This is a genomic window from Actinomyces sp. ICM39 (assembly GCF_000282935.1).
Taxonomy (GTDB): Bacteria; Actinomycetota; Actinomycetes; order Actinomycetales; family Actinomycetaceae; genus Pauljensenia; species Pauljensenia odontolytica_B.
Map to the genome: position 1 here is coordinate 1 of NZ_ALCB01000052.1, position 17,905 is coordinate 17,905.

General features: G+C 65.4%; 16 protein-coding genes. 13 read left to right on the top strand and 3 right to left on the bottom strand.

The window, feature by feature from the left end; genetic code table 11:
* Nucleotides 1–62: 62 nt before the first annotated feature.
* A complete protein-coding gene (locus tag HMPREF1137_RS02835; RefSeq protein ID WP_007588709.1) occupies nt 63–455 on the top strand; it encodes a response regulator transcription factor in 393 nt (130 codons plus the stop codon).
* Entirely contained in the window at nt 455–1,510 is a 1,056-nt protein-coding gene (gene trpD / locus HMPREF1137_RS02840; protein WP_007588782.1) for an anthranilate phosphoribosyltransferase, read from the top strand. Before HMPREF1137_RS02835 ends, trpD begins: the two co-directional genes overlap by 1 nt.
* 12 nt (nt 1,511–1,522) lie before the next feature.
* Here the strand turns inward: trpD and HMPREF1137_RS02845 are convergent, their stop codons facing one another.
* Nucleotides 1,523–3,256 (bottom strand): exonuclease domain-containing protein, encoded by a 1,734-nt coding sequence (locus HMPREF1137_RS02845; RefSeq protein ID WP_231284003.1) that lies wholly within the window; start codon nt 3,254–3,256, stop codon nt 1,523–1,525.
* Between the two features lie 58 nt (nt 3,257–3,314).
* On the opposite strand from HMPREF1137_RS02845, the gene HMPREF1137_RS02850 reads away from it, so the two are divergent.
* The 3 genes from HMPREF1137_RS02850 to HMPREF1137_RS02860 all read left to right on the top strand — a co-directional run bounded on the left by HMPREF1137_RS02850 (nt 3,315) and on the right by HMPREF1137_RS02860 (nt 6,950).
* Nucleotides 3,315–4,127: a lysophospholipid acyltransferase family protein gene (locus HMPREF1137_RS02850; RefSeq protein ID WP_007588781.1), complete on the top strand. Its 813-nt coding sequence runs from the start codon at nt 3,315–3,317 to the stop codon at nt 4,125–4,127.
* A gap of 152 nt (nt 4,128–4,279) precedes the next feature.
* A complete protein-coding gene (locus HMPREF1137_RS02855) occupies nt 4,280–5,497 on the top strand; it encodes a pyrophosphate--fructose-6-phosphate 1-phosphotransferase (protein ID WP_007588760.1) in 1,218 nt (405 codons plus the stop codon).
* 10 nt (nt 5,498–5,507) lie between these two features.
* A complete protein-coding gene (locus HMPREF1137_RS02860; RefSeq protein WP_007588698.1) occupies nt 5,508–6,950 on the top strand; it encodes a class II 3-deoxy-7-phosphoheptulonate synthase in 1,443 nt (480 codons plus the stop codon).
* Between the two features lie 80 nt (nt 6,951–7,030).
* Here the strand turns inward: HMPREF1137_RS02860 and pknB are convergent, their stop codons facing one another.
* The gene (gene pknB, locus HMPREF1137_RS02865) at nt 7,031–8,974 is read right to left on the bottom strand and encodes a Stk1 family PASTA domain-containing Ser/Thr kinase (RefSeq protein ID WP_007588719.1); all 1,944 of its coding nucleotides are present in this window, start codon (nt 8,972–8,974) and stop codon (nt 7,031–7,033) included.
* 83 nt (nt 8,975–9,057) lie between these two features.
* On the opposite strand from pknB, the gene HMPREF1137_RS02870 reads away from it, so the two are divergent.
* On the top strand, nt 9,058–9,411 hold the full coding sequence (locus tag HMPREF1137_RS02870) for an Rv2175c family DNA-binding protein (protein WP_007588769.1): 354 nt from the start codon (nt 9,058–9,060) through the stop codon (nt 9,409–9,411).
* A gap of 25 nt (nt 9,412–9,436) precedes the next feature.
* On the opposite strand, the gene HMPREF1137_RS02875 is transcribed toward HMPREF1137_RS02870, so the two are convergent.
* Nucleotides 9,437–10,540 (bottom strand): polyprenyl synthetase family protein, encoded by a 1,104-nt coding sequence (locus HMPREF1137_RS02875; RefSeq protein ID WP_007588726.1) that lies wholly within the window; start codon nt 10,538–10,540, stop codon nt 9,437–9,439.
* A gap of 145 nt (nt 10,541–10,685) precedes the next feature.
* On the opposite strand from HMPREF1137_RS02875, the gene HMPREF1137_RS02880 reads away from it, so the two are divergent.
* From HMPREF1137_RS02880 to HMPREF1137_RS02910, 7 genes are all read left to right on the top strand, one after another.
* Nucleotides 10,686–12,326 (top strand): RNA polymerase sigma factor, encoded by a 1,641-nt coding sequence (locus tag HMPREF1137_RS02880; protein WP_034496520.1) that lies wholly within the window; start codon nt 10,686–10,688, stop codon nt 12,324–12,326.
* A 126-nt stretch (nt 12,327–12,452) separates the two neighbouring features.
* The gene (locus HMPREF1137_RS02885) at nt 12,453–12,851 is read left to right on the top strand and encodes a hypothetical protein (protein ID WP_007588713.1); all 399 of its coding nucleotides are present in this window, start codon (nt 12,453–12,455) and stop codon (nt 12,849–12,851) included.
* 58 nt (nt 12,852–12,909) lie between these two features.
* Nucleotides 12,910–14,151: a signal recognition particle-docking protein FtsY gene (gene ftsY, locus HMPREF1137_RS02890; RefSeq protein WP_007588766.1), complete on the top strand. Its 1,242-nt coding sequence runs from the start codon at nt 12,910–12,912 to the stop codon at nt 14,149–14,151.
* A gap of 102 nt (nt 14,152–14,253) precedes the next feature.
* Nucleotides 14,254–15,837, top strand: a complete 1,584-nt coding sequence (ffh, locus tag HMPREF1137_RS02895; protein ID WP_007588755.1) for a signal recognition particle protein — start codon at nt 14,254–14,256, stop codon at nt 15,835–15,837.
* A gap of 3 nt (nt 15,838–15,840) precedes the next feature.
* Entirely contained in the window at nt 15,841–16,947 is a 1,107-nt protein-coding gene (locus HMPREF1137_RS02900; RefSeq protein ID WP_007588704.1) for an amidohydrolase family protein, read from the top strand.
* 215 nt (nt 16,948–17,162) lie between these two features.
* Nucleotides 17,163–17,630 carry a 30S ribosomal protein S16 gene (rpsP, locus tag HMPREF1137_RS02905; RefSeq protein WP_007588714.1) on the top strand — a complete coding sequence of 156 codons (468 nt, stop codon included), beginning with the start codon at nt 17,163–17,165 and terminating at the stop codon, nt 17,628–17,630.
* Nucleotides 17,631–17,632: 2 nt separating this feature from the next.
* The gene (locus HMPREF1137_RS02910) at nt 17,633–17,872 is read left to right on the top strand and encodes an RNA-binding protein (protein ID WP_003792828.1); all 240 of its coding nucleotides are present in this window, start codon (nt 17,633–17,635) and stop codon (nt 17,870–17,872) included.
* The last annotated feature ends 33 nt before the right edge of the window (nt 17,873–17,905 follow it).

Genomic DNA, 17,905 nt, shown 5'->3' on the forward strand with positions numbered 1-17,905 from the left:
CCGCTACCCGTTAGAATGGGATCATCGCGTCGATTTGGCCGACATATGCAAGGAGAGCTTCCATGAGTGAAGAAACCGTTCGAATCCTGGTTTTCAGCGACGACAAGGATAAGCGAAGTGCCGTCATCAACGGCGTTGGGCTGCGTGCGTCCAAGGACACGCCTCGCATCGAATGGGTCGAGGCCGCCACGGGCTTCGGCGTTCGCGATGCTTTCGATCAGCAGGACTTCGCGATGCTGATCCTCGACGCTGAGTCGAAGAAGGAGGGTGGCATGTCGATCGCCCAGGATCTGCGCGAGACCCGTGACGGTGTTCCCCCGATCGTTTTCCTGACCGCCCGCCCCCAGGACGAGTGGCTGGCGACGTGGGCCGGAGCAGCCGCCGTCGTGGCCGATCCGATCGACCCGATCATTCTTCAGGAGACCGTCGCCGACGTGCTGCGTGGAGCCAAGTGATGGCCACGCAGGAGTGGGGGCCGATCATCGGTGCCCTGACCGCGGGCGAGAGCCTTGACTACGGCCAGTCGTACTGGCTGATGGACCAGGTGATGAGCGGCGAACTCGGCGAGGCACGTCTCGCGTCCTTCCTGACCGCGATGGCTATCAAGGGCGCCACGGTCGATGAGATCCACGGTCTGGCCGACGGCATGCAGGATCACGCGGCACACGTCGAGCTGCCCAGCCGCGCGCTCGACATCGTGGGCACGGGCGGCGACGGATACAAGACCGTCAACATCTCAACAATGTCCGCCATCGTGCTCGCCGCGATGGGGATTCCGCTGGTCAAGCACGGCAACCGCGCCTCCACCTCGAAGTCGGGTTCCGCGGACGTCATCGAGGCTCTCGGCGTTAACCTCGACCTCGACGCCGACGCGCTGCGCCGCGTCTTCGACGAGGTTGGCATCGCATTCCTGTTTGCGAACAAGATGCACCCCTCGATGCGCTTCGCGGCCCCCGTGCGCCGCGCCCTCGGCTTCCCCACGGCGTTTAACGTCCTGGGGCCGCTGACGAACCCGGCACGCGTCCAGGCGTGCGCGATTGGTGCCTCGCGCGAGGAGAACGCGCGTCTCATGGCGGGCGTGTACGCGTCGCGCGGGCTGAGCGCGCTCGTATTCCGTGGCGCGAACACCGGCCTCGACGAGCTGACGACGACCGATGCGAATCAGGTGTGGCTGGTGTCGGGTGGAGCGGTTGTAGAAACCGAGTTCGATGCGCGCGAATCCCTGGGCATGGCCTCCTCCTCGATTGAGGACCTCGCGGGTGGCGAGGCGTCCGAGAACGCTGCGGTTGCTCGCGACGTGTTGTCGGGTGGTGGGGCGGACGCGGTTCGCGACGCTGTCGCCCTCAACGTCGGCGCCGGCATCCTGGCCTGGGAAGGCCTGGACAACCCCGTGACGCGGGCCGACTTCGAGCCCCGCATGCGCGGCGCCGTCGAGCGCGCCCTTGCGGCGCTGGCCGATGGTTCGGGCGCCCGACTCGTTGAGCGTTGGGTGGCTGCCTCGAACGGATGACACCCTCGCGCGCTAGGCGCGCGGAGACAGACGCTGATGGGCGGTTGCGTGGGCCAAGAGCTCGCGCAGCCGCCCGTCGCGTAGTGGGCTGTCGGCAGACTGGGACCAGGGCAGCGGCCCGTTCCATTCGACGAGGCGCGTTCCCTCTCGGCTCAGCTCGGAGCACAGGAGTGAAGTCTCCGCCCACGAGGCGACTGAGGCGGCCATCCCGCCGGTCTCGATGGGGTCCGTCGAGGTGAGGACATCGATCCACGGGGACGCATCAGAGCGCGGGGGCACCACGACCGAACTGAGGAGGCGCCCGTGCGAGGCCACGTGCAGAATCCAGCCTGGCTCCCCGCCATCGCGACGCGAGCCCCACACGATGCGCGGGGCCGCCAGGATCGGGCGCATCGTCGAGCGCTCGACCCCCGCGATATACGCGCTCAGCTCGTCGCGTGCGGCGGCTGCCGCCTCGAACAGCCCCTGGCCGGACAATCGCTCCATGAGGGAAGTGAGTGCGTGGGGCACCGTGAGCGAGGATGCGGCCACGGCCTCGTCGAGCAGCGCGTCCGAGGAGTCGGCATCGGCTTGCGAGAGGACGCGGTCGATCGCCCCCGCTGCCCGCTGCGCGTGGGCTCGAGTCCCAAAGGGCCCGAGTGCGCGTGGAAGGTCCTCCAGCGTGACGGCAGCGACCACGCGGGGACGGCCGGCCTCGGCGATGACCCAGTGCTGGGATCCCTGGCGCCTCGACGCGGAGTTGTAGGGCGGCGCAAGAGCCTTGATGTCGCGCAGCTCCCGGATGCGTGCCTCGAGAATCGAGGCGGTCGGATAGGGGCGCACTCCCGCGGCCAGGGACACCATGCGTTGAACCTTCGGCCGCTTCTCGCCCTTCGTGTAGTAGCTGCCCACGCGCGAGCGCAGCGACGAGGCTGATCCCACGTAGAGGGTGTCTCCTGCGGTGTCGATGAAGTGATAGACACCGGGGGAAGCGGGCAGGTCAGCCACGAAGTCAGGCGTCGTCGGGCGCCTGGCCGGAGCCTGGTCCGTCAGGGCGATGAGGTCTTCGACGTCGGTCGCTCCGGCTCCGGCGAGCAGGTCGATAAAGCCGAGCAGGATCTCTGCCGTCGCGCGAGCGTCCCCGAGAGCGCGGTGCTCGGGAACGGTGGCAGTGCCGAAATAGGAGGCGATCGTGCCCAGCTTGTGGTTGCGCACGAGTGGGCGAGGAAGTGCGAGGCGAGCCAGGGCGAGCGTGTCGACGACGCGCACGCGCGGCCATGGGCGTGAGCACGCACGGGCCGCACGGCGCAGGAACCCCACGTCAAAGGAGGCGTTATGCGCGACGAGGACGGGGGATCGCTCCGCGCCGAGGCTGGACCACTCCATGAAGCGCTCGAGGACGGCCGCGATCGGGTCCGCGTCCGCCACCATTGCGGGAGTGATGCCCGTCAGCGACGTGATGAATGGCGGGATAGGACGCGAGGGTTTGACGAGTGAGGAAAACTCGTCCACGACTGCGCCATCGCGAACGAGCACCGCGCCGATCTCCGTAATTTCGGCACCCGCGCCCAGGCCTGTCGTCTCGAGGTCGACGACGACCCAGTGCCCGCCCGAGGCCGGCGTCCCGACGGCGTCAAGGCTGGGTTGAAGCTCCACCGACGAGGCCCTCGACAGGGCCGCAGAGACCACTGATCGAGCGAAAGGACGAGCCGATTCGCCGGGCGCTATGGTTTCCCCACAATCGCGCACGGGAGTTCGTTTCGTCATACAGTTGATACTAATTCGTTCGCGCGCTCGCGCGCCCGTCGAGACTTCAGGAGTGACAGTGGCGTTCTATCAGGCTCTCAAGGCGACCGGCAGCCCCATTCTGAAGGCGGCCTATCACCCGTGGATCCGCGGCAAGGAAAACATTCCTGCCGAGGGACCCGCTATCCTCGCGTCCAACCACAACGCCGTGTGGGACTCCGTCTTCCTGCCGATGATGCTCGACCGTGAGGTCGTCTTCATGGGGAAGGCCGACTACTTTACGGGCACCGGTCTCAAGGGGTGGATGACAAAGGAATTCATGCGCGCCGTCGGCACGATCCCCGTTGACCGCACCGGAGGTCGCGCATCCGAGGCCGCACTCAACGCCGGTCTGAAGCGCCTGCGCGACGGTGAGCTCTTCGGCATCTACCCCGAGGGCACCCGCAGTCCCGATGGACGCCTCTACCGCGGCAAGACCGGCGTTGCCCGCCTCGCTCTGCTGTCCGGCGCCCCCGTTATTCCCGTTGCCATGATCGGAACCCATGCGGCGCAGCCTATTGGCCAGAAGATCCCCTCGCGCACGAACATCGGCATGGTGATCGGCGAGCCCCTGGACTTCTCGCGCTACCGCGGCCTCGACAAGGACCGCTACGTGCTGCGGGCCATCACCGACGAGATCATGTACAACCTGATGCTCCTGTCCGGCCAGGAATACGTCGATCTGTACGCCGCCGACGTGAAGGCGCAGCTCGCCGCAGAGGGCGCCTTCGAGGGGCCCGTGCCCTCCAATGGTCGTCCCGCGCCCGGTGGGCGCACCGCCCCCGAGGTGCCCGTTCCGACCGCTCCCGAGGAAGAGAGCAGTGACGGCGAGAAGGACTCGGACAAGGAGTAACAGGGCCGGGCCGTCACCGATGGTTGGTGCTTGCAATCGCGTTCCGTGGGACGGGCGTCCTTGGCGAAACGTGATGTGAGCCGGGTAGAATGAACCGTGCCCTGCGCACGCGCGCGGGCCCGTACCTAACCAACCTGAGAAAGGTGACATTCATGTCGGTCCGTCGTGTTGCCCTGCTGACCGCAGGTGGCTTCGCCCCGTGCCTGTCCTCCGCCGTCGGCGGACTCATTGAGCGCTACAACGAAATCGATCCCACCGTTGAGATCATCGCCTACCAGAACGGCTACCACGGCCTGCTCACCGGCAACTACGTGCTGGTGGACGAGGAAGCGCGCAAGCACGCCGCCGTCCTGCACCGTTTCGGCGGCTCCCCGATCGGTAACTCCCGCGTCAAGCTGACGAACAAGAAGAACCTGGTCGAGCGTGGCCTCGTGTCCGAGGATGAGGATCCGCTGCAGAAGGCCGCCGAGCAGCTGCGCGCCGACGGCGTCGACGTCCTGCACACCATCGGTGGCGATGACACCAACACGACGGCCGCCGATCTGGCCGCCTACCTGGAGGAGCACGATTACCACCTGACCGTCGTGGGCCTGCCCAAGACGATCGACAACGACGTTGTGCCGATCCGCCAGTCGTTGGGTGCCTGGACCGCCGCTGAAGAGGTCTCCGAGTACTCCCAGAACGTCATCGGCGAGCACCGCTCCAACCCGCGCATGCTCATCATCCACGAGATCATGGGCCGCCACTGCGGTTGGCTGACCGCCGCTGGTTCGAAGTGCTACCACGACTGGCTGAAGACCCAGGAGTGGGTGCCCTCGATCGGCCTGTCGCAGGAGCGTTGGGACATCCACGCCATCTTCCTGCCCGAGATGAAGATCGACCTGGACGCCGAGGCCGCGCGCCTCAAGGCCATCATGGACGAGCAGGGCAACGTCAACATCTTCCTGTCCGAGGGCGCCGGCGTGCCCGAGATCATCGCGGAGATCGAGGCTGCCGGTGGCGAGGTCCAGCGTGACCCCTTCGGCCACGTCAAGCTCGATACGATCAACCCCGGCCAGTGGTTCGCCAAGCAGTTCGCCGAGAAGATCGACGCCGAGAAGGTCATGGTTCAGAAGTCGGGCTACTTCTCGCGTTCCTCGCGCGCCAACGCCGACGACCTGCGCCTCATCAAGTCCATGACCGACCTCGCCGTCGAGTGCGCCTTCAAGGGCGAGTCCGGCGTTATCGGCCACGACGAGGAAGACGGCGATCGCCTGAAGGCCATCCCGTTCCCGCGCATCGCGGGCGGTAAGCCCTTCGACATCTCCCAGCCCTGGTTCCTCGAGATGATGGCCGAGATCGGCCAGAGTGTCGAGCCTGCCGGCGAGTGAGTCGCTTCGCGTGATTCCTTCGATCACTCCCGGACGCGGCGGCGAGCCTGTGCGTAAGCCTCGCTCCCGCCGCGTCCCCGAGCGTCTGTGGTCGCCCGAGTCTGGGGAGCTCGCTCCCTGGGACACGTGGCGCGGCCTGGACGCTGCCCAACAGCCTTCCTACGCGGACTCGCAGCACCTCAGTGATGTGACGGCGCAGCTGCGCCGTCAGCCGCCGCTCGTGTTCGCCGGGGAGGTTGACGACCTGCGCACGTGGATGGGTGCGGCTGCCCGCGGCGAGGCCTTCGTCCTAATGGGCGGGGACTGCGCCGAAACATTCGCCGAGGCGACGGCGGACCACGTGCGCCTGAAGATTCAGACGCTGCTGCAGATGGCGGTCGTCTTGACCTACGGCGCGTCGCTGCCGGTTATTAAGGTCGGACGTATCGCTGGCCAGTATGCGAAGCCGCGTTCGTCGGATATGGAAACGCGCCACGGTGTGACACTGCCCAGCTACCGTGGCGACGCCGTGAACTCCTTCGAGTTCACGCCCGAAGCACGCGAACCCGACCCGCAGCGTCTTCTGTCGCTGTACAACCACGCGGCCTCGACGCTGAATCTGATCCGCGCCTTCACGAAGGGTGGCTACGCCGACCTGCGCCAGGTGCACCGCTGGAATCAGGGTTTCATGTCGAATCCGGCCTACGCACGCTACGAGTCGCTGGCCGAGGACATCCACCGGGCGATTAAGTTCATGGGAGCCGCTGGCGTCGACTTTGAGACGCTGCGCGACGTTGACCTGTATTCGTCCCACGAGGCGCTGCTGCTCGAGTACGAGTCAGCCATGACGCGCATCGATTCGCGGACGGGCGAGCCCTACAACACGTCCGCTCACTTCTTGTGGGCGGGGGAGAGGACGCGCGAGGAGGAGGGAGCTCACATCGAGCTGCTGTCGCGTGTTCGTAACCCGATTGGGGTCAAGCTCGGCCCGTCGACCACGCCGGATCAGATGCTCGCGCTCATTGATCGCCTCAACCCGGACGGTGAGGATGGGCGCCTGTCGTTCATTACGCGCATGGGTGCCGGTCGCATCCGTGAGGCGCTTCCGCCGCTCTTGGAAGCCGCACGCGAGGATGGTCGCCCGATCACGTGGATGACGGATCCGATGCACGGCAACACGATCACGTCGTCGACTGGCTACAAGACGCGTCGCTTCGAGACGGTCATGGACGAGGTCCGTGGATTCTTCGAGGCCCACGAGGCCACGGGAACGGTGCCGGGTGGCCTGCACGTTGAGCTCACCGGCGACGATGTCACCGAGGTGATTGGCGGCAGTGAGCACATCGACGATGAGTCGTTGCGCGACCGCTACGAGACGCTCGTGGACCCGCGTTTGAACCACCAGCAGAGCCTGGAGATGGCCTTCCAGGTCGCTCAGTACCTGGCGAAGGGTTCCTCCGCGGAGGAGAACTGATCGGATAAGAATCCCGGCCTCGTCTGTCATGGACGAGGCCGGGATTCTTAGTGGGCGTCAGCGCTGCGGGCGGACGCGAGTCAGACGATCGTGATCGTGACGACGCTTCCCTTTTTCAGCATTGTTCCACCGGCAGGATCGGTCTGTCGGACGGTGCCGAAGAAGCCGCCGAGGATGGCTTCCTCCTGGACGGTGAAGCCGGCGTTTTCGAGGATGGTACGCGCTTCCTGGCGCTGGCGCCCCACGACATCGGGAACAGCGACCTTTTCGGGGCCTTTGGAAACGGTGTAGGCGACGGTGTCGCCGCGGTGCAGAATCGTTCCCTCATTGGTCTGCTGAGAGATGATCTGTCCTTCGGCGACCGTGTCGGAGAAGGCTTCGGTCGGCGTCGCGACAAGGCCAAGTGCCTCGATGGCGGTCTTCGCGGCGTCGGCGGTCATCCCGCCCAGCGAGGGGACCGTCAGGGGCTCTCGGCCCTTGGACAGTACGACGTCGACAGCCGTGTCGTGGGGCACCGACGTTCCGGATGCAACGGACTGGGAGATGACCTGTCCCTGGGGCACGTCCTCAGAGTAGGCGTCGGTGATTGCTCCGAGAGCCAGGCCGGCTTCCGTGAGCGCCTTTTTCGCGTCATCCTGACTCTTGCCGGCAACGTCGGGCACGTTTTTCATGTCCACTCCCTTGGACACGTAGAGCTGGACCTCAGCCCGCTTATGGACGGGTTCGCCACCCTCCGGATCGGAACGGGTGATCGATCCGGACGCGACGTCGTCCGAAAACTCCTCCTCGACGGTGGATGCCAGGCCCATTGCGTTCAGCTCAGCCTGCACCTCTGCCAGAGGACGACCGTCGGTAGCGGGCATGGTCAGGTAGGAGCCCGGGCCATACTCGGTCCACCACCAGCTGCCGCCAATACCTGCCGCCGCGAGCAGGAGGACGACGAGGCTCACCCACAGGGCCGCGCGCTTATAGGTATTGGTCGACGTGTTCTCTGAAGCCTCGGGCAGTGGGGACGAGGTGTGGACCGTCGCGAGCGTTGACGGTGCGGGGAGCGGCAGCGGACGCGTGAACTGGGCGGAGATGACCTCCGTGTTGAGTGCGCTGATTTGCGAAGAGTCAGCGCGGTCGGAGGGTGCGATCTCGGCACGTCGGCTAGCGAGTTCTGAAGGGATCGTTGCAGCCGCACGCGCGACTAGGTCGATCGCATCCGATGCGTCGGCGGGGCGAGAGGCGGGGTCACGGGCGGTGAGGGCGGCGACGAGGTCGTCGATCTCTCGGGGGATCCACGGATGGGCCTCGGACGGGCTGGGAACATCGTCGGAGACGTGGTGGGTTGCGATCTGCAGCGGTGACTCGCCCGCCCACGGAACGGAGCCCGTGAGCATCTCGTAGAGCATGATGCCTACGGAGTAGATGTCTGAACGTGCGTCGGCCTCGGCTGTCGTGGCGATCTCTGGCGCAATGTACGCGACGGTTCCGAGCATGTTGCCCGTTGACGACATCGAGACCTCGGAGGCTGCGCGCGCCAACCCAAAGTCGGTGACCTTGGCGGGGCCTTCGGTGGGAACGAGAATATTCTCAGGCTTGATGTCACGGTGAATAACGCCGACGCGGTGAGCGGCGCGCAGTGCCTCGAGAATGTCGGTCGTGTAGCGCAGCGCCTGCGGGATCGTGAAGGCACCCTGCGCTCGCAGGAGCTGGCGCAGATTAGTTCCGTCGATGAGCTCCATCACGAGGAAGCCCTGTCCGGTGATCACGCCCTGATCGAAGACTGACACGACACCCGGGTGAACGATGCGGGCTGCCGATCGGGCCTCACGACGGAATCGTGCGACGAAATCCTGGGAGTCCGCCAGGTGCGGGTGCATGACTTTCAGGGCGACGGGGCGCTCTAAGCGCTCGTCTTGTGCGATGTACACGGTTGCCATGCCGCCGCGGGCTAGTCGGCGCGTGACTCGGTATCGTTCGTCGACCAGGAGCCCGATCAACGGGTCGGTCTGGTCGAATGTCTGTTCGTCGTTCACTTGGTTGATTCTATGAGAGTTTTCGCGAAAATACGGGAAGCGTGAGTGTCGGTGCGGCGCATGAATGGGGTAACCTTGCGCTCATGACCAGTGCTGATATCACCGTGTTGCCCACCGACGAGGTGTGCCGTCTCCTCGGCATCGAGGAGCGTCGCCTCAAGCAGTTGATCCGTGACCGCGTCCTGATCGAGGCACGCGGAGACGACGGTGTGCGCGGTGTTCCTCAGGAAGTCCTCGTCAAGGGTGCGAACGGCTGGGAACCGCTTCCGTTCCTGCAGGGCACGCTGACGCTTCTGGCCGATGATGGCTTCACCGCAGAAGAGTCGCTTGCGTGGCTGTATGCCGAACAGGATGAACTGGGTGAGCGCCCCATCGACGCGCTCACGTCGGGCCGCCACCATCGCGTGAACCGCATCGCCTCGACGCTGGCCTTCTGAGTGCCGACCGCCGCATGGGCCAGCGTCAGGCGCGTCGGGCGGTGAGGATGGAGCACAGTTCGCGCAGCATGGCGCGAGCGTCGTCAGTGAAGCTGGAGGCGTCGAGCGCGGCATGACCGTCGGCCACGAGGCGGGCAATCTCCGCTTCGTGCGCGGCGCGCCCGTTGCGCTCGACGATCTCGGTAGCGGTTGCGATCTGCTCCGCCGAGGCCTCGGTGACCCCAAGAACGTCCGTCAGCGCGCGGCGCTCGGCGGGGGAGGACGCCTCCCAGGTGAGTGCGAGTAGGGCGGTGCGCTTTCCTTCGCGCAGGTCATCGCCTGCGGGTTTGCCGGTCACGGCCGGATCTCCGAAGACGCCCAGGTCGTCGTCGCGCAGCTGGAACGCAAGGCCCCACGGGGTGAGGATCGTCTCGAGGACATTCAATAGCTCGGCGACACCGTCAATCGAGGGCGCTCCGCAGATCGCGCCAAGAATGGCGGGGTGAACGACCGAGTAGCGCGCCGACTTGTGCAGTGCGACCTCGAGGGAATCGCTCGTGCTCAACGCGTCCGTGCGCTGCGGGTCCAGCGGGCTTTGTTCGGCGGTGATATCTAGGTACTGGCCGAGCGCCACTTCCGCGTGCATGTCCGCGAAGCGCCTCGCGAAGGCGCGCGCGCAGTCCTGCCGCAGGGTGAGCGCCTGTTCATCCGCCGCGGCAGTCGCCGCTGAAAAGAGGAAATCCCCGACCAAGATGGCGGCGTGACGGCCGAAGTCTGTTGATGACCCGATCCACGACGAGGATGCGTGATGATGGGCAAGCGTCCTGTGCGGGGTGGGCATCCCGCGTCGCTCGTCTGCCTTGTCAATGATGTCGTCGTGGACGAGGGCACTAGCCTGGTAGAGCTCGAGAGCCGCACTGAGGTGGGGGAGTGACACCTGGTCGAGCGCGATGCCGGAGCTGAGCGCGTAGCCGACGTGCGCCATCAGAGCGCGGAAGCGCTTGCCGCCGGAGACGGAAGCGAGAACAGCGCGCGAAAACTCTTCGGATCTACCTGAAGCGCCGGCGCGAGCGAGGAGGGTGGCGAGGCTTGTGGCCGTCGCCTCGTCGATATGGGGACGCAGCGTTGCGAAACTGTCGCTCAGAGTCATGAGGCCACTCTAACTGAGGAGCCGGGGGAAGCGTGGTCTCAAGGTGGGGCATCCTCACACCTACCGCCAGGAAAACTACGTGGTAAGGCACTAGACTGGCGATGGTATGCCGATTTGCAATCGGCTCTGTTGTGCATGCCCATCAATGAAAGGGACCCGTGTGAGTGCATCTCGCGCTTCGGCAAAGGACTCCGCGACGACTGAGGAAACCACGGAGGTGACGACCCCCGCGAAGAAGACGACGCGCGCCAAGAAGGCCACGGCGGACGCGGCTAGCGCCCCCGCCGAGAAGAAGTCTGCCGCGAAGAAGTCTGCCGCGAAGAAGTCTGCCGCGAAGAAGGCTCCCGCGAAGAAGACAACCCAGAAGGACGCCGACGCCGCGGTCGCCGAGGAGAAGGCTCCCGCGAAGAAGGCCCCGGCTAAGAAGGCCGCTGCCAAGAAGACGACGAAGAAGGACGCCGCCGCCGAGGTCGTTGAGGAGAAGGCTCCCGCGAAGAAGGCCCCGGCCAAGAAGGCAGCTGCGAAGAAGACGACGAAGAAGGCCGACACCGAGGAGAAGGCTGCCAAGAAGCCTCGCGGACGTAAGAAGAAGGAAGAAGAGGTCGTCGAAGAGGTCGTTCCTGAGATCGAGGACACCGAGGACGTGGATTTCGAGCCCACGGGAGAGGACCTTGAGGATCCGGAGCTTGAGGCTGACACCGACGACGAGGAAACGGCTGACGCTGAGGAAGATTCCGAGGACGAAGACGCCAAGGTCTCCGAGGGCGCTGCTCTGCGCGAGCGGACCAACGCCGGTATTCACGTGAAGGGTGGCTTCGTCGTCTCCGACTCTGACGAGACCGACGAGCCTATCCAGCAGGTGACGGTTGCCGGTGCGACCGCGGACCCGGTCAAGGACTATCTCAAGCAGATCGGCAAGGTCTCGCTGCTAAACGCTGAGCAGGAAGTTGACCTGGCGCGCCGTATTGAGGCTGGTCTATACGCCGAGTACAAGCTGAAGAACCAGGCCGATGAGATGACCAGCCGCGAGCGACGTGAACTGCACTTCCTGGCGCAGGACGGTCAGCAGGCGAAGAACCACCTGCTCGAGGCGAACCTTCGACTCGTTGTTTCGCTTGCCAAGCGCTACACCGGTCGCGGTATGCAGTTCCTGGACCTGATCCAGGAAGGTAACCTGGGCCTTATTCGCGCTGTCGAAAAGTTCGATTACACGAAGGGCTACAAGTTCTCGACCTACGCCACGTGGTGGATTCGTCAGGCAATCACCCGCGCGATGGCGGACCAGGCTCGCACGATCCGCATCCCTGTGCACATGGTCGAGGTTATCAACAAGCTTGCGCGCGTCCAGCGCCAGATGCTCCAGGATCTGGGTCGCGAACCCACTCCCGAGGAACTGGCAAAGGAACTCGACATGACCGCCGAGAAGGTTGTCGAAGTTCAGAAGTATGGTCGCGAGCCGATTTCGCTGCACACGCCTCTCGGCGAGGACGGCGACTCGGAGTTCGGTGACCTCATCGAGGACTCCGAGGCCATCGTGCCTGCGGACGCCGTGTCCTTTACCCTGCTGCAGGAGCAGCTCCACCACGTCCTGGACACGCTGTCCGAGCGTGAAGCCGGCGTTGTGTCGATGCGCTTCGGCCTGGGCGACGGCCAACCGAAGACTCTCGATGAGATCGGCAAGGTCTACGGCGTGACGCGCGAGCGTATCCGTCAGATTGAATCCAAGACCATGTCGAAGCTGCGCCACCCCTCGCGTTCGCAGGTTCTGCGCGACTACCTCGACTGACGCGCTATTGACACATTCGAGGGCCGGGAACAAACGTTCCCGGCCCTCGTGACAACATCGTCACAATGCGTGCATGTGCGGGTGGCATCGTCGCGTAGTGAGGCTTTAGTAGGGCAGGATAAACACATGCTTGAGGGTGCACTGATTCTCGTTTTGACCGTCGTTCTGGTACTCGTCGTCGCTGGCGGCGTTGTCGCTGTCCTGGCGTTGTCGCGCCGTAGCGCGGACGAGTGGAAGGGCGTCATCAAGCGAGAGAGCGAAGAGATCGCCGATGAGGTGAAGACCCATCACTCGCTACCCAAGCGTGCCTCCTCCTCACCAGACGGACCCGTGGTACCGCGTACGGCGTCCCTGCACTCGCTCCTGCAAAGCGCTGACTCGAAGAGCGCCTACTTTGACGCTGACCGCCTACCCGGCATCGACCGCCTCGAAACTGTGACCGACCGTGTCAGCGAGCGTCTTGACCGCGGACGTCGCCATGCTGATGGCGGCGCACAGGCGACACAGGAGTCAGCGCAGGCCTAAGTTCGTGATGCCGCACTCAGGTTTTCTGTGAAGAGCGTCCATAGGGGATAATGGCCCTATGGACGCTTTTATTTCCTCCCTTCAGTCGCCGTGGGCGGTTGTTATCGCCCTGGCGGTCGCCGTGCTCATCGGTGTGCTTATTCGCGTCGCCGTGACGTCACGGCGCCGTTCTTCCGATGACGTGACCCTTCAGCCACAGGTTCAGGCCCCGGCTGGTGCTCCGTCTGAGGCTCCCGCCGAGACACCGAGTGATGACACGGACCAGCCTCGAGCGGGTCCGGTAGATGAGCTCGAGCCCACCCCCGAGCAGAGCCCCGAGGCTCCCGCAACCCCGGCCTCGTCCATCGAGCGCCCCGAACCCGTGCGCGGCCGCATGGAGCGCCTGCGCGAACGCCTCGCGTCTTCCGGCTCGCTTGGGCGTGCGATCCTCGGCGTTCTCAGCCGCGGCCAGCTCGGTGCCGCCGACTGGGAGGAGATCGAGGAATCCCTCCTCATCGCTGACCTTGGCCTCGAGGCCACTGACACGCTGATGGACGCCCTCAAGCGTCGCGTCGCGGTCGAGTCCGTGACTGACGAAGCGCGCATCCGCGAAATCCTTCGCGAGGAGCTCCTGGCCCTCGTCGATCCCTCCATGGATCGCTCTCTCAACCTCGAGCGCCCCGAGGTCGACGGCTCCGTCAAGCCCGCGGTCGTCCTGATGGTCGGTGTGAACGGTACAGGAAAGACCACGACCGTTGGCAAGCTCGCGCGCATCCTCGTCGCGGAAGACAAGTCCGTGATTCTGGGTGCCGCCGATACCTTCCGCGCGGCCGCCGCCGATCAGCTGGCGACGTGGGGCGAGCGAGTTGGTGTCGATGTCGTGCGCAGCGACCGCGAGGGTGCAGACCCTGCCTCTGTTGCTTTCGAAGCCGTGCGCGAAGGTGTCGAGCGTGACGTCGACGTCGTTCTCGTCGACACCGCGGGACGCCTGCAGAACAAGTCCACGCTGATGGACGAGCTCGGCAAGATCAAGCGCGTCATGACCAAGCAGGCCCCGGTCTCCGAGGTACTCCTGGTGCTCGACGCGACCACCGGCCAGAACGGCATGAAGCAGGCCGAGGTCTTTGCTGAGGCCACCGGCGTGACCGGCATCGTTCTGACGAAGCTCGACGGTTCCGCCAAGGGCGGCATCGTCGTGTCCGTCCAGCGTGCGCTGGGCGTTCCGGTGAAGTTCGTCGGCCTCGGTGAGGGTGCCGACGATCTCGCCCCCTTCGATCCGCAGAGCTTCGTCGACGCCATTGTGGGTTCCGCGCAGGGCTGAACCCCGCCACCATGACGCGTACCTCGGCCCCGGTGAGACGACTCCCGGGGCCGAGGTGCGCTAACCTGTGCCTAGTACAGCCGCCATCTTGGGAGTAAACACGTGTTTGGAAACCTGTCAGATCGCCTGACCCAGTCCTTCCGTAGCCTGCGCAGCCGCGGCGTCCTGACCGAGTCGGACGTCGATCACGCGATTTCCGACATTCGTCGCGCCCTCATCGACGCGGACGTTGCGCTCCCCGTCGTTCGCCAGTTCACCACGCAGGTGCGCGAAAAGGCCTACGGCGCAGCCCGCTCCAAGGCGCTCAACCCGGGCCAGCAGGTCGTCTCCATCGTGCACGAGGAACTCGTCGAGATCCTCGGTGGTGCCACGCGTGAGCTGAACTTCGCAGAGTCCGGCCCGACCGTCTTCATGCTCGCCGGCCTCCAGGGCGCCGGTAAGACCACGCTCGCCGGAAAGCTGGGTAAGTGGCTGCGCGAGGAAGGCAAGACCGTCCTCCTCGTCGCCTCCGACCTCCAGCGCCCCAACGCCGTCCAGCAGCTCCAGGTTGTCGGTGAGCGAGCCGGCGTCAAGGTGTGGGCACCCGAGCCCGGTAACGGCGTGGGTAATCCCGTCGAGGTCGCGCGTAGTGGCGTCGAGTTCGCCCGCCAGAGCGGCATCAACGTGGTCATCGTCGATACGGCCGGCCGCCTGGGCGTCGACCAGGAGATGATGGAGCAGGCGATCGCCATCCGCGACGCCGTGAACCCCCACGAGATCATGTTCGTCCTCGACGCCATGGTCGGTCAGGACGCGGTCTCCACCTCCACGGCCTTCCGCGATGGCGTCGGCTTCACGGGCGTCGTCCTGTCCAAGCTTGATGGCGATGCGCGCGGTGGTGCCGCACTGTCCGTTCGCGGCGTGACCGGCGCGCCGATTCTGTTTGCCTCGACGGGCGAGGGCCTCGACGACTTTGAGCGCTTCCACGCCGATCGTATGGCGGGCCGTATCCTCGACATGGGTGACATCCTCACCCTCATCGAGCAGGCCGAAAAGAAGATGGACGCCGAGGAGGCGGAGAAGGTTGCGGCCAAGGCAATGGCCGGCCAGCTCACCCTTGGCGACTTCCTGAGCCAGCTGCAGCAGATCAAGAAGCTCGGCTCGATGAAGAAGATGCTCGGCATGATCCCGGGTGCCGCCCAGATGCGCGAGCAGATCGAGAACTTCGATGAGCGCGAGGTCGATCGTGTGGAGGCCATCGTCCGCTCGATGACCCCGGCCGAGCGCGAGGACGTGTCGATCCTTAACGGCTCGCGTCGAGCGCGTATCGCACGCGGTTCCGGCACGACTGTCACCGAGGTGAACCAGCTCGTCCAGCGTTTCGAGGCTGCGCGCGAAATGATGGCGCAGATGGGCCAGATGGGTGGCGGTGTTCCCGGCATGGGCGCACTGCCCGGTCGCGGCGGCAAGGCGAAGCAGAAGGCCAACGCCCGCAAGGCTCAGGCCCAGCGTGCTCGCATGAAGAAGAGCGCACGCTCCGGTAACCCCGCGAAGCGCCGCCAGCAGGAACTCGAGGCCATGCTGCCCCCGTCTGAGCGCAGCGCACCCCAGGGTTCCTCCTTCGGTGTTGCCCAGGAGGCCCCCGCTCCGCGTCCGACGATCGACGATCTGCCGGATGACGTCAAGCGCATGCTCGGCCAGCTCTGAGGCATGGAGTTCTCCGGCCTCGCCCTGTGGGCGGATAGCGCAGCCGAGCGCCCGTCGTGGGTGCGTGGCACTTGGCGTGTCGACGGGGGAGTTATCCGTCGTGTCAGCGAGGAGCAAAGCGCGCCGTCGGTGGGATTTATTGTCCCCGGCTTGGTGGATACGCATTGCCACATCGGGTACTCGGACACCGGTTCGGTAGACGAGGCCGAGATGGTCGAGCAGGCGCGCGCGACGCTCGCGAGCGGCGTGACCGTCGTACGTGACTGTGGCGTGCCGGTCGATAACTCGCCTGCCGCTCGCGCGACCGGCCTGCACCTGATCCGCTGTGGTCGCCATGTTGCACGCCCGAAGCGCTACATGCGCGACCTGCCGCTGGACGTCGACGATCAGCGCGAGCTGCCCGAGGTGCTCGCATCGATGGCGCACTCCTCTGACGGGTGGGTGAAGATCGTCGGAGACTGGATCGACCGCAGCGGCGGTGCAGACTCGGACCTCATGCCCCTGTGGGACCCCGCCGTCCTGAACGATGCGGTTGCCGCCGTGCACGAGGCCGGGGCGCGGATCGCCGTTCACGCCTTCTCGCATGGTGTCATTGACTCGCTCATCGAGGCCGGCGTCGACGACATCGAGCACGGCAGCGGTATCGATGCGGATCAAGCCAGCGAGATCGCTGCTCGCGGTATCGCGGTGACGCCGACGCTGCGACAGGTTGAGCTCTTCAAGGAGTTTGCGGCTCAGGCGGGGGAGAAGTACCCCGTCTACGCGGCCACCATGCAAGGGATGTACGACATGCGGCGCGAACACTTCCAGATGCTCGTTGACTCCGGCGTCCAGCTCCTGATGGGCACTGACTCGGGTGGCTACCAAGATCATGGAACTATCGGCGGTGAGATCGACCTGTGGCTCCAGTGGGGTGCGCCCCGCGAGTTCACCATCGATGCAGCCACGTGGGTGAGCCAGCGCTACCTCGGCTACCCCGGCCTCGTCGACGGCGGGAGCGCCGACTTCCTGATCCTGGACGAGGATCCGAGAAAAGACCCACTGGCGCTGTCCAAGCCCGTGCGGGTATTCCTCGATGGAGTGAGCGCGTGGGAGCGTCCTTCCGCCTGACGTGTTCGCAGTGATCGATTTAACCGATTCGAGCGACACGGCGCACGTCCCTGACTTGGGATTCAGGCGCGAAATATGGCATAATCGCTAGCTGTACCCGGCGGTTCGTAGACCCTCTCACTGCGTGCCGTCGTGTCCCGGTCCAATGCGACCCCTGTGTTTCCCACCTTGGGACGCAAAGGTCCACACCAATCTGAAATGGAGAGACCACTCAAGTGGCAGTTCGAATTCGCCTGAAGCGCGTGGGTAAGATCCACGCCGCCCAGTACCGTGTTGTCGTTGTCGATTCGCGCAAGAAGCGTGACGGCCGCGTCATCGAAGAGGTCGGCTACTACGATCCTCAGCCCAACCCGTCGATCATCCGCATCGACTCCGAGCGTGCCCAGTACTGGCTCGGTGTTGGCGCTCAGCCCTCCGACCAGGTCCGCAACCTGCTGGTCCTGACCGGTGACATCGCCAAGTTCAACGGCAAGGCCGACGCGGTTTCCCGCGTCGTCGTCTCCGAGGCTGACAAGGCCGCCCAGGCCGAGCAGGCCATCAAGGATGCCGAGGCTGCAGCCGAGAAGTCCAAGGCCGCTGCTTCCGCCAAGAAGGCCGAGGAAGAGGCCGCCGCTGCCGCAGCCGCTGCTGAGGCCGAGGCTGCCGAGCAGGCTTCCGAAGAAGCCGCCGGAGAGGATGCCTGAGCATGCTCGCCGACGCGTTGGAGCACCTGGTCAGCGGCATCGTTGACCACCCCGAAGATGTCGAGGTGACGCCTCGTTCCATGCGACGTGGCCAGCTTCTTGAGGTTCGTGTGAACCCCGAGGATCTGGGTCGCGTCATCGGACGCGGCGGTCGGACGGCTCGCGCGCTGCGCACCGTCATGGGTGCGCTGTCCACGCGTGGCACTGTCCGCGTTGACGTCGTCGACACGGATCGCGAGTAAGACTCGCACACGTCGCGAAGGGGTCCGGCATCG